We start from the raw sequence: 13883 nt of genomic DNA on the forward strand, positions 1-13883 counted from the left end.
CCGTGTCGAACGATGTGTTTCCGGGATTGTTGCCCGGCCTGGCCATTCGAATTCGCTTGATGTGTGATTACTGGGGGAACGGGGCCTGAATGGCTGACGAACAGCAGCTTCGCGACTACCTCAAGGTCGTGACTGCGAAATTGCGCAGTGCTCGTGGCGAACTGCACAGGCTCTCGACGCTCAGGCAGGAGCCCGTCGCCGTCGTGGGCATGGGGTGCCAGTACCCCGGTGGTGTGGACGGTCCGGAGGCGCTGTGGCAGCTGGTCGCGGACGGCACCGACGCGGTCGCCGGCTTCCCGGCTGATCGCGGCTGGGACCCGGCCGACGCTCCCGGCCTGTCCGGTTCCATCACTCGCGCGGGCGGGTTCCTGTACGAGGCCGCCGAGTTCGACGCCGACTTCTTCGGCATCAGCCCGCGCGAGGCACTGGCCATGGACCCGCAGCAGCGCCTGCTGCTGGAAACCGCGTGGGAGGCCGTCGAGCGCGCCAGGATCGACCCGGCGGCGCTGCGCGGCTCGCGGACCGGGGTGTTCGCGGGCGTCTACTCCTCCGCCGAGGCGTACGGCAACGATCCCGGCCTGGATTTCGCGGAGGCCGCCAGCCATCTGCTGACCGGCACGGCCAACAGCGTTCTGTCCGGCCGGATCTCCTTCACCCTCGGTCTCGTCGGCCCGGCCGTGACGGTGGACACGGCATGTTCCTCCTCATTGGTCGCGCTCCACCTGGCAGTACAGGCACTGCGCGCGGACGAGTGCGAGCTCGCCCTCGCGGGCGGCGTGACGGTGATGCCGTCGCCCGGTCTGTTCCACGAGTTCTCGCGCCAGCAAGGCCTGGCCGCGGACGGCCGGTGCAAGCCCTTCGCCGCGGACGCGGACGGCACGGGCTGGGGTGAAGGCGCGGGCATGGTGCTCCTCGAGCGCCTGTCGGACGCCCGGCGCAACGGTCATCAGGTGCTGGCGGTGATCCGGGGCAGCGCGGTCAACCAGGACGGCGCCTCCAACGGCCTGACCGCACCGAACGGGCCATCACAGCGCAGCGTCATCCGTGCCGCCTTGGCGAACGCGCGACTCACAGCGGCCGACGTGGACGTGGTCGAGGCACACGGCACCGGCACCACGCTCGGCGACCCGATCGAGGCACGGGCCCTGCTGGACACCTACGGACAGGCCGAGGGACGGACCGCCGACCGGCCGCTGTGGCTGGGGTCGGTGAAGTCCAACATCGGGCACACGCAGGCCGCGGCCGGTGTGGCCGGTGTCATCAAGATGGTGATGGCGCTGCGCAACGGCGTACTGCCGCGCACGCTGCACGCCGGCCAGCCGTCGACGCACGTGGACTGGGCGTCAGGTCACCTGCGGCTGCTACAGGAGCCGGTGGACTGGCCACAGCGGGAAAGGCCGCGCCGGGCGGCCGTGTCCGCGTTCGGCATCAGCGGTACGAACGCGCACCTGGTGCTGGAGGAAGCCCCGCAACCGGAGGCTCCGGAGGCCGGACGCGACCAACAGCCCGTGCTGCCCGCGGCCACGGCATGGGTCCTGTCGGGCCGCACACCGGAGGCGCTGGCCGCCCAGGCGCGCAGACTCGGCGAACACCTTGGCGCACGGCCGGAGCTGCCCGCCGCCGACGTTGCCTGGTCGTTGGCCACCACCAGGTCCGCGTTCGAACACCGCGCGGTGGTCGTGGGCTCCGACGGCCTGGCCGCGCTGGCCGCGGGTGAGCCCACGGCCGAGGTCGTGACCGGCGAGGCACGGGCGGAAGGCACCGGCCGGACCGTGTTCGTGTTCCCGGGTCAGGGCAGCCAGTGGGTCGGTATGGGCCGTGAACTGGCTGAGACATCGCCGGTGTTCGCGGCGAGGTTGGCTGAGTGTGCGGCGGCTCTTGCTCCTCATGTCGAGTGGGACCTGGATGAGGTTTTGGCTGGGCGGCATGGTTTTGAGGCCGCCGATGTGGTGCAGCCCGCGTTGTGGGCGGTGATGGTGTCCTTGGCGGCTGTGTGGCAGGCGGCCGGGGTGCGGCCGGACGCTGTGGTGGGGCACTCGCAGGGCGAGATCGCGGCCGCGGTCGTCGCCGGGAGCCTCTCGCTGGCGGACGGCGCCAAGGTCGTTGCCCTGCGCAGCAAGACATTGACCGCGTTGGCCGGACGCGGCGGGATGATGGCCGTCGAGAGCACGGCCGACACCGTCCGCGGTTGGCTTGAGCCGTTCGGGAACCGCTTGTCGGTGGCGACGGTCAACGGGCCGACAGCAACGGTTGTCGCCGGTGACCCGGACGCGCTGGAGGAGTTGGCGGCGCGACACCCCGCCGTCCGGACCCGGGTGCTCCCGGTGGACTACGCCTCCCATAGCGCCCACGTGGACGAGTTGCGCGACAGCATCATCGCGGCACTGGCCGGAATCGAGCCGGGGGAAGCGCGGATCCCGATGATCTCCGCGATGAGCGGCGAATGGCTCGCCGGACCCGAGCTGACACCGGACTACTGGTACGCCAGCCTGCGCGAGACCGTCGAGTTCGCCAGGGCCGTCCGGACTCTCGGGGACGACGGCCACGACACGTTCATCGAAGTGTCCCCGCATCCCGTGCTGGCCATGGCCATCGGTGAGGAGCTGGCGGACCGGGATCCCGTGGTCGTCGGCACGCTGCGTCGTGACGACGGCGGGACCAGCAGGCTGCTGGCGTCTCTCGGTGAGGCGTACGCGCACGGCGCGTCCGTCGACTGGACCGTTGTGCTTCCCCGCGCCAACCAGGTAGACCTGCCCACGTACGCGTTCCAGCGCAACCGCTACTGGCCCAGCCGGATCGAGTTCGCGCCACGAGCGGCAGCGCCCGTGTTCACCGACGACATCTGGCGCTACCGCACAGCCTGGCAACCCCTCGGCCCCACCGCCGCCACCCTCACCGGGACGTGGCTTGTCGTCACCCGCGACGGCATCGACTCGGACTTCTGCGTGCAGGCCCTGACCGCGCACGGCGCCACCGCCGTGGTGCTGCGTACCGAGGAAGTCGACCGCACCGCCCTCGCCGCACAACTCGTCGCCGCCGTCCCAGACGGGTCCACGGTGCCCGCCGGTGTGCTGTCGTTGCTCGCACTGGACTCCCAGCCGCTCGCCGCCGCACCGGTCATCCCGCACGGCACCGCCGCCACCTTGGCGCTTGTGCAGGCACTCGGCGACGCCGCGATCACCGCACCGCTCTGGACGGTCACTCGCGCCGCCGTGTCCGTCGCCTCCGACGACGTCGCGCCCGAGCCCGCCCAGGCCCAGATCTGGGGCCTTGGCCGGGTGGCAGCGCTGGAGTACCCGAACCGCTGGGGCGGCTTGGTGGACCTGCCCGAGCAGTGCGACGACAAGATCGCTGCCCGCCTGGCCGCTGTCGTCGCAGACGGCACGGAGGACCAGGTCGCGGTGCGCCGCACCGGAGTGTTCGCCCGGCGGCTGGAACGCGCACCCCGCACCGCTCCCGACGCGCCCGGCACTTGGGCCCCGCAAGGCACCGTGCTCGTCACCGGTGGCACCGGCTCGATCGGCCCGCACCTGACCAGATGGTTGGCCGAACGCGGCGCGCCGCGTGTCGTGATCCCTACCCGCTCCGCGCCGAATGCGGCACACGCCGCTTCCCTCGCCACCGCGGGCACTGCGGTCGACGTCATCACCTGTGACATCGCCGACCGCTCAGCCGTGGCCGCGCTCCTCGACCGCGTCGCCGCCACCGGGCCGCGACTGTCCACCGTGATGCACGCGGCCAACTCCTTCCACCTCACCAGCCTGGAGGACACGGACCTCGGCGGCCTGGCCGCGTCGCTGGCCGCCAAGACCGCGGGGGCCGACCACCTTGACGAACTGGTCATCGACGCCGACGAGTTCATCCTGTTCTCGTCGATCGCCGCCGCTTGGGGCAGCGCCGAGCACGGCGCCTACGCCGCGGCCAACGCGCATCTCGACGCGCTCGCCGAGCGCCGCCGGGCCCGTGGTGGCGCCGCGCTCTCGCTCGGCTGGGGTGTGTGGGACACGCGGGACTGGGAGGCACCGGACGCCTTCGGCCCGAACGGGCCCGCCACCATCACCGGGGAAAGCCTGCGGCGTCAGGGAACAAGGTTCCTGGCACCCGGTCCGGCGCTGGACGCGCTCGGCCGTGTCCTCAGCGAGGGGCCCGGTGCGTACCTGGCCCTCGCCGACATCGACTGGGCGGAGTTCGCGCCCGTCTTCACCGCGGCCCGCCGAAGCGCACTGCTGGAACGCATCCCGGAAGCCCGCATCGCCCTGGACGACAGCGCTGCGTCCACCGGGTCGCTCGTGGAGACCGCGAACGCCGCCGACGCCCCGTCGAACGACTTCGCCCGCATACTGACCGCCGCGTCCGCCATAGCCGAACGCGAGCGCCTGGCCACGGATCTGGTACGCAGCCACGCGGCCGCTGTCCTCGGCCATCGCGACGCGGGAGGCGTCGCGGGCAGCCGGGCCTTCCGCGACCTCGGCTTCGACTCGCTGACCGCGGTCGAGCTGCGCAAGCGTTTGGCGGCGGCGACCGGCCTGCGGCTGCGGTCCTCGATCGTCTTCGACCACCCCACCCCCGCCGCGCTCGGCGCACACCTCGCCGCCGCTGTCCTCGGCACCGACACCGCAACGACGTCGACCGCTGGCACGACGTCGACGCCGGTCGCCACTGCGGCTGACCCGGGTGAACCGCTTGCCATCGTCGGCATCGGCTGCCGGTTCCCCGGCGGAGTCGCCACGCCCGAGCAGTACTGGGACCTGCTCGCCGGGGGCGCCGACGTGATCGGCGGCCTGCCGACCGACCGCGGCTGGGATCCCGCACTCCACGACCCGGACCCGGACAAGCAGGGCAAGTCAGTGACCCGCACGGGTGGCTTCCTGCACGACGCCACCGAGTTCGACGCCGCCTTCTTCGGCATCAACCCACGCGAAGCCGTCGCCATGGACCCGCAGCAGCGGCTGCTGCTGGAGACGTCGTGGGAGGCGCTGGAGCGCGCCGGGATCGCCCCGGAGTCGGTGCGCGGCACGCCGGTCGGCGTGTTCGCGGGGGCCACCCTGACCGGTTACGGCGCCGGGCTCGCCGACGGCGACCCTGCGGCAGAGGGCTACCTGGTCACGGGCCACTCCAGCAGCATCATCTCCGGTCGCGTCGCGTACGCCCTCGGCCTGGAAGGGCCCGCGGTCACCATCGACACCGCGTGCTCCTCCGGACTGGTCGCCCTGCACCTGGCCGGACAGGCACTTCGCGCGGGCGAGTGCGAACTCGCACTGGTCGGCGGGGTCATGGTGATGTCCACTCCCAGTCAGCTCGTCGGTTTCTCCCGGCAGCGGGGCCTCGCACCGGACGGCCGCTGCAAGCCGTTCGCGGCAGGCGCTGACGGCATGGGCCTGTCGGAGGGCGCCGCCACCATCGCCGTGGAGCGTCTTTCCGACGCGCGCCGCCTTGGTCATCGTGTGCTGGCGGTCGTGCGGGGGTCGGCGGTCAACCAGGACGGCGCCTCCAACGGGCTCACCGCCCCCAACGGCCTGTCACAGCAGCGAGTCATCCGCGCGGCACTGGACGCGGCCGGTCTGACGCCGGACCAGGTGGACGCCGTCGAGGCGCACGGCACCGGAACACCGCTCGGCGACCCGGTCGAGGCACACGCACTGCTGGCCACGTACGGGCAGGACCGGCAGGCGGACCGGCCGGTGTGGCTCGGCTCGGCCAAGTCCAACATCGGGCACACCCAGATCGCCGCGGGCCTCGCCGGTCTGATCAAGATGGTCCTCGCGATCCGGCACGGCGTGCTCCCGCGCACCTTGCACGCCGACGAGCCGTCCCAGGAGATCGACTGGGAGTCCGGCGGCGTCCGGTTGCTGACCGAACAGCGGCCGTGGACCACCCGGGGCGATGCGCCCCGCCGTGCGGGCGTCTCCGCGTTCGGTATGAGCGGCACCAACGTGCACGTCCTCATCGAGCAGGCCACCGAACAGCAGGACCCGCCGCTCGATGACGCGACCGCGCCCACCGGGCCGTCGTTGCTGGCGCCGCTCACCGACGTCACCGCGTGGCCGGTCACCGCCCGGGGCCGGCAGGCCCTGGCCGCGCAGGCCGGTCGCCTGCGTGAGTTCGCCCTCGCGCCGGATTCGCCGATCCACACCGACACGGCATGGTCGCTCGCCACGACCCGCAGCCACTTCGAGCACCGCGCGGTGGCCGTCGGTGCCGACAACGCCGAACTCGGCCAGGCACTGGCCGCCGTGATGACCGGCCAGTCCACTGAGGACGCCCCAACCGGCGAAAGCGCCGCCCGCGACGACCGGACGGCGTTCGTGTTCCCCGGTCAAGGTAGTCAGTGGGTGGGGATGGGCCGTCGGCTGTTGGCGGAGTCGCCGGTGTTCGCGGCTCGGTTCGCCGAGTGTGTCGAGGCGTTGCGTCCCTTTGTCCAATGGGATCCCTACGCGGTGTTGGCGGGGGACGAGGGCGCTCCTGGTCTGGATGGGGCCGCGGTGATGCAGCCGGTGCTGTGGGCTGTGATGGTGTCGCTTGCCGAGGTCTGGCGTGTGGCTGGTGTTGTGCCGGACGTCGTGGTGGGGCACTCCCAGGGGGAGATCGCCGCGGCGACGGTGGCTGGGATCTTGTCACTGGGTGACGGCGCACGGGTTGTGGCTGTGCGTGCGGAAGCGTTGGCGGGGTTGGGTGTTGAGGGCGGGATGTTGTCGGTCGTCATGCCGGTGGCTCCCGTTCGGGAATTGCTGGAACCGTTCGGTGATCGGTTGTCGGTTGCGGCGGTGAACTCCCCGGCGGCGACCGTGGTGTCGGGTGAACCGGCTGCGATGGTCGAGTTCGAGCGGGTTTTGCGTAAGCGCAAGGTGATGCGTTGGCGGGTTCCGGTGACGGATTTCGTGGCGCACTCGCGGTTGTGTGAGCCGCTTGAGGCGACGTTGCCGGGTTTGCTGGCCGGTATCGAGCCGCGGTCTGGTCAGATTCCGTTCTTCTCGACGGTCCACGGCCGTGTCGTGGACGGTGTGGAGTTGGGCCCCGAGTACTGGTACGCCAACGTGCGCCGCATGGTCCGGTTCGGTGAGGCGGTGGAGGCGCTTGTCCAATCCGGACACCGTGCCTTCGTGGAGGTCTCGGCTCACCCGGTCCTGCTCACCTCGATCGAGGAGGTGCTGGTCGAACGGCCCGACCTGCCCAGGCCCGCGCTGGTCGACACCCTTCGCCAGGACGACGACGGCGCGGACCGGCTGCTGCGGTCGTTCGCAACCGCGTTCGTCCACGGCTTGCCGGTCGACTGGGCGACTGTCCTGCCCGCCTCCCCAGCGGCCCGGCGGGTCGAATTGCCGACGTACGCCTTCCAACACCGCCGCTACTGGCCGGAGCCGAAAGCGGTCGTCGTCGACCGCGGACCCGGTGAGATCACCGACGACTGGCGGTTCGTGATCGAGTGGGCACACGCCCCCGAACCCGCGCCCACACTCCTGTCCGGCACATGGCTCGTCCTCGCCCCGGCCGGGTACCCGACGCACCCGTGCGTCGCCGCTCTCGTCTCCCGCGGTGCCGAGATCGTCACCGTCGAACTGGACACCGCCGAGGCGAATCGCGCCGACTACGCGGCCCGGATCGTCGCCGCACTCGACGGCACCGAAGCCGCGGGCGTGCTGTCCCTCGTCGCTCTCGACACCGGACCGGTCGCCGCGCACCCGTCGGTCGCCCGCGGTCTGGCCGCTACTTTGGCCGTGGTCCAAGCCCTCGGCGACACCGGAACCGCCGCACCGCTGTGGGTGGTGACCTCCGGCGCCGTCAGCACCGAACCCGGCAGCACTGAATTCTTCAGGGCGGCTGACCCGCGACAGGCCCCAGTCTGGGCACTCGGCCGTACGGTCGCCGCCGAACACCCCGACCGCTGGGGTGGGCTGATCGACCTGCCCGGGGACCACTTCGACAACCGGACCGCCGTCCACCTGGCCGCCGTTCTCGCCGCCCGTGACGAGAACGAGATCGCGCTGCGCCAAGGCGGCCTGCGGCTGCGTCGCCTCGCACACGCCCCCAAGCCGCCCCGACCGGCCGACCGGCAGCGGTTGACTCCACGCGGAACTGTTCTCGTCACCGGCGGCACCGGGCACATCGGTGGCCACGCCGCGCGTTGGCTGGCAACGGAACGCGGCGTCCGCCGTCTCGTCCTCACCAGCCGCTCGGGTCCGTCCGCCGAGGACACCGCGGCGCTGGCCGCGGAACTGGCCGTCGCCGGTGCCGACGTGGACGTCTTCGCCTGCGACACCGCGGCACGCCCCGCGCTGGCCGCTGTGCTCGACCGCATCGCCGCCACCGGGCCGGAACTGTCCACTGTGCTGCATGCGGCCGGTGCGCTCGACGACGGCGTGCTGGACCGCCTGGACACTGCCCGGTTGGCGAGCACGTTCGACGGCAAGGCAGGTGGCGCGGCGGCCCTCGACGAACTGACGGCCGAGTTGGATCTCGACGCCTTCATCCTGTGCTCGTCGATCTCCGCCACCTTCGGCAACGGCGGTCAGGGCAACTACGCCGCCGCCAACGCCTATCTCGACGCGCTCGCCGAACAGCGCCGGGCTCGTGGCCTGCCCGCCAGTTCGCTGGCTTGGGGTCCGTGGGCGGGCGGGGGCGTCGGCCAGGCCAGTGCGGGCGCCCGGCAGAGGCTTGCCCGCAACAAGTGGGAAGTCCTGATGGCCCCCGAGGACGCCGTCCGCGCCCTCTTCGCCGCCGTCGAGGACCCGGACCCGCGGCTCGCCGTGCTGTCGCTCATGGCCGTCGACTTCGCCGCGATGGCCACGGCTCGTGGCCCCGAGCAGCTGCGCCGGGCACCGCTGATGCGGGACATGCCGGAGATCCGCGCCGCGAACGCCGTGGACGCGGCGAACCAGGCGCCGCAGTCCGCTGACACGGCACGTCCGCTGGCTGCCCGGCTGTCCGGGTTGTCCTCGAAGGACGCCCAGGAACGTCTGCTGTGCGACCTGGTCAGGGACGAAGCCGCCACCGTCATGGGGTACGCGTCGGCCGCGGACATCGAACCGGGCCGTGCTTTCAGTGAACTCGGCTTGGACTCCCTGACGTCGGTCGAACTGCGCAACCGGCTCAGTGTCGCGACCGCCCTGCCGCTGCCCGCCACACTGCTGTACGACTACCCCGACCCGGTCGTGCTCGCCGCTCACCTGCGTGCGCAACTCGTCGGCGCCACAACGGAAACAGACACGACCACGCGGGTTACCGCAACGGATCCGCAGGCCGACCCGATCGCGATCGTCGCCATGGGATGCCGTCTGCCCGGCGACATCCACACTCCCGAGCAGTTGTGGCAGTTGCTCGCCGCGGGCGAGGACGCCATCACCGGGCTGCCCACCGACCGCGGCTGGGACCTCGCCGCCCTCTACGACCCGGACCCCGACCGGCCCGGCACCCTCTACGTCCGTGCGGGCGGCTTCCTCCACGACGCCGCGGAGTTCGACGCCGCCTTCTTCGGCATCAGCCCGCGTGAGGCACTCGCCATGGACCCGCAGCAGCGGATGTTGCTGGAAGTGGTGTGGGAGACCCTGGAACGCGGCGGTATCGACCCGGTTCGCCTGCGGGGCACACGAACCGGCGTGTTCGTCGGTGGCTTCGGCTCCGGGTACGACCACCTCACCGGCGCCGGGGACCACCTGGAAGGCCAGGCGATGATCGGCAACGCGACCAGCGTGCTGTCCGGTCGCGTCTCCTACCTCCTCGGTCTGGAAGGCCCCGCCTTCACCGTCGACACCGCCTGTTCGTCGTCTCTCGTCGCCCTGCACTCCGCCTGTCAGGCGCTGCGCGCCGACGAATGCGACCTCGCCGTGGTCGGTGGCGTCACCGTGATGCCGACCCCGCGTGACCTGATCGGTTTCTCCCGGCAGCGCGGACTGGCGGCCGACGGCCGTTGCAAAGCGTTCGGGACCGGTGCCGACGGCATGGGCATGGCGGAGGGCGTCGGTGTCCTCGCGGTCGAGCGGCTTTCCGACGCGCGCCGCCACGGCCACCAGGTGCTGGCGTTGGTGCGGGGCAGCGCGGTCAACCAGGACGGCGCCTCGAACGGGCTCACCGCGCCCAGCGGCCCGTCGCAACAGCGGGTCATCCGCGCCGCGCTGGCCAACGCCCAGCTGGAAGCGTCCGATGTGGACGTGGTCGAGGCGCACGGAACCGGCACCGAGCTCGGCGACCCGATCGAGGCGCAGGCGCTGCTGGCGACGTACGGCCAAGGGCGCCCCGGCGACCGGCCGCTGTGGCTGGGGTCGGTGAAGTCCAACATCGGGCACACCCAGGCCGCCGCGGGCATCGCCGGGATCATGAAGACGGTTCTGGCACTGCGCCACGAGCAGCTCCCGAGGACCCTGCACGCGGACACCCCGTCCCCGCACGTCGACTGGACCGCGGGGAACATCGCACTGCTGCACCAGCTCACCGACTGGGCCGCCAGTGCCGAGCGGACGCGCCGCGCGGGCGTCTCCAGTTTCGGCGTGAGCGGCACCAACGCCCACGTCATCATCGAGGAACCGCCTGCCGCGCCGGACGTCGTGCCGACGCCGGCAGCGCCGGTCCTCACCGGCGGGCCGGTCGCATGGCCGGTCACCGCACGAGGGGGCCGCGCTCTGGCAGCGCAGGCAGGTCGGTTGCGGGAGTTCGCACTCGCCCGGCCGGAGCTGGCGGTCGGTGACGTGGCGTGGTCGCTGGCCACGACCCGCTCGGCTTTCGAGAACCGCGCGGTGGTGCTGAGCACCGACCGGGCTGAGCTGGCGGCGGGTCTGGCGGCGGTGGCCACCGGGCAGTCCGCGACCGGTGTGGTGACCGGTTCGGTGGCCGCGGGCGGTGTGGGCCGGACGGTGTTCGTCTTCCCCGGTCACGGCAGCCAATGGGTCGGGATGGGACGTGAACTGGCTGACGTGTCGCCGGTGTTCCGCGAGCGGCTGGCGGAGTGCGCGGCCGCATTGGCGCCCCACGTGGACTGGGAACTGGCGGACGTGCTGGACGGCAGGCACGACTTCACGGCAGCGGACGTCCTGCAGCCCGCGGTCTGGGCGGTTTCGGTGTCGTTGGCGGCGGTGTGGGAGGCGGCCGGTGTCCGGCCGGACGCGGTCGTCGGGCATTCGCTCGGTGAGATCGCCGCGGCGACAGTCGCCGGTGCGCTGTCGCTCGAGGACGGTGCGAAGGTCGCCGCGCTGCGCAGCCGCGCCCTGCGCACGCTGGACGGGCTCGGCGGGATGCTGTCGGTCGCCGAGTCGGCCGACGTGGTGCGGGAGTGGCTGATCCCGTTCGAAGGGCGCCTGTCGCTGGCGACGGTGAACGGTCCCAAGTCCTGCGTGGTGTCCGGTGACCCGGACGCGTTGACGGAGTTCGCCGCCGCGTGCACCTGCCGGACCTCGCGTGTGCCGATCGATTACGCGTCGCACAGCGTCCAGGTGGAGCAACTGCGTGACGAGATCCTGTCCGCGCTCGCGGGGATCGAGCCACGCGCGGCGCGGGTTCCGATGATCTCGGCGTTCAGCGGGCAATGGCTGACCGGTCCGGACATGGACGCGGACTTCTGGTACGCGAGCCTGCGCGGCACGGTCGATTTCGAGAAGGCCGTGCGGGCTCTGGGGGAGACGGGGCACGGCGTGTTCGTGGAAGTGTCCGGGCATCCGGTGCTGATCGGCGCGGTCGGCGACACCCTTGGCGACACGGCTGTCGTCACGGGAACCCTGCGGCGCCAGGACGGCAGCGCCCAGCGGCTGCTCACGTCGCTGGCCACCGCGTATGTGTCCGGTGTGCCCGTGGACTGGGAGGCTGTGCGCGGCACAGGCGTGGCTGTCGACCTGCCGACGTACGCCTTCCAACGCACCCGCTACTGGCCTGAACCGGCTCGCCGGGTGGTTCCCGACGACCAGTTGACGGGTCTGCGGTACCGGATCACCTGGAACCGCGTGCCCGATGATCCCGCTGGGCTGTCCGGGCTGTCCGGAACCTGGCTCCTGGTCGGCGGTTCCACCGATCCGGCCACGGCCGAACAGGTCTCGCGCGCCCTGACCGAGCACGGCGCCGCCGACGTGATCAGCGTGACCGGCCCCGGACGCCTCCCGGTCGACGGATCCATTGCCGGGGTGGTGTCACTGCTGGCGATGGACGAGTCGCCCGACCAGGGGCACCCGACCATGACCCGGGGCGTGTCAGCCACTCTCGACCTGATCCAGGCCCTCGGCGCGCACGTGCCCGAAGCCCCGCTGTGGGTGCTGACGGCAGGCGCCATGGCCACTGGCCCCGGCGAGATCGGCAGTCCGGCGCAGGCGCAGGTGTGGGGACTTGGCCGGGTCGCGGGGCTCGAACACCCCGAGCGCTGGGGTGGCTTGGTCGACCTGCCGGTCACCTGGGACGAGCGCACCGGCTCGCGGCTCGCCGCCCTGCTGTCCGGTGCACTCGCGGAAGACCAGTCGGCGCTGCGGCCACAGGGTGTGCTGGCTCGCCGTCTCGTCCGGGCCGCCGCGCCCGCCGAGAAGGACGCGCCAGGCACACGTTCCGGCACTGTGCTTGTCACCGGGGGCACGGGCGCGATCGGTGCTGAGGTCGGTCGTTGGCTCGCTGGGCGTGGCGTCGAACGCGTCGTGCTCGCGGCGGTCGAACCGCTGACAGCCGATGTTGCGCGACTGGCCGCCGACGTGGCCGCGTTCGGCGCGGAGCTGTCGATCGCCGCCTGCGACACCACGCAACGCGCCGAAGTCGACGGGCTGTTGCAGCAGATCGCCGCCGACGGTGGACCCGCGCTGCGCAGCGTCGTGCACGCTGTCGGCGTCGGCCAGGCCACAGCGGTCGCCGACACCACCGCCGAGGAACTCGCGGCTGTCGCGGGTGCCCGTGCGGCAGGCGCGCGCTGGCTCGACGAGCTGACCGCGGATCTGGACCTGGACGACTTCGTGCTGTTCTCGTCCGTCGCGGCGACGTGGGGCGGTGCGATGGTTCCGGGGTACGCCACCGGAAGCGCCTTCGTCGACGCTCTCGCCGAACAGCGCAGGGCTCGTGGCCAGGTCGCCACTTCCGTCGCGTGGGGACCGTGGGCCAACGGCGCTCCGGCCCAGTCATCAGCCCAGTCATCAGCACAGTCGTCGGTACGGCACGGGCTGGGTGTCCTCGACCCGCGGATCGCGGTCCGGGCGCTGGGCCAGGCCATCGACGGCGGCGACGCACTGGTCACGATCGCGGACGTGGACTGGCGGACCTTCGCACCCGCGTTCACGCTGCACCGCCCGAGTCCGCTCCTGGCCGACCTGCCCGAAGCGGCGACCCGGCCCGTCACAGCGGCCGAGGCCGACACGGCACCCGAGTTCGCCCGCACGCTCGCCGCCCTTCCCGCGCCTCGTCGGCTGGCCGCCGCGACGGACCTGGTGCGCCGGGAAGCCGCGCGGGTGCTGTCCCACGAAGGCGCCGCCGACATCGACGGGGAACGCGCCTTCAAGGATCTCGGCTTCGACTCCATGACAGCGATCGAACTGCGCAACCGGCTGACCGCCGCCACCGGCGCGTCCCTGCCGTCGACCGTCGTCTTCGAGTACCCGACGTCGTCGGCCCTCGCCGCGCACCTGCTGCGGGTGATCGGCATCGGCCAGGACTCCGTGGGCGACGAGCTCGACCGGCTGGAGGCCTCGTTGTCCGGCCTGCTGGAACGGTTCGAGCACGGCAACGAGGACGGGGACACCGTCGCGGCGCGTCTGGCCGTGCTCGCCGAGAAGTGGCAACGACTGCGGCACCGCACGACCGGGTCGGACGTCGCCGACCGGCTGGCGGGAGCCGACGACGACGAGGTCTTCGACCTACTCGGCAAGGAGTTCGGCATCGAATGACCGGACCGACCGCCCACGCACATTCAACCCGCGTGACCGTGCGCCCAGCCG

At 72.1% G+C, this 13883-nt stretch carries 1 protein-coding gene; it reads left to right on the top strand.

The window, feature by feature from the left end; genetic code table 11:
- Positions 1–89: 89 nt before the first annotated feature.
- Entirely contained in the window at positions 90–13832 is a 13743-nt protein-coding gene (locus ALI144C_RS08395; protein ID WP_076986435.1) for a type I polyketide synthase, read from the top strand.
- Positions 13833–13883: the final 51 nt, after the last annotated feature.

It is taken from the genome of Actinosynnema sp. ALI-1.44, assembly GCF_001984155.1.
Taxonomy (GTDB): domain Bacteria; phylum Actinomycetota; class Actinomycetes; order Mycobacteriales; family Pseudonocardiaceae; genus Kibdelosporangium.

Coding starts and splice junctions, on each gene's coding strand:
- ALI144C_RS08395 (WP_076986435.1), top strand. CDS start 90: ATGGCTGACGAACAGCAGCTTCGCGACTACCTCAAGGTCGTGACTGCG.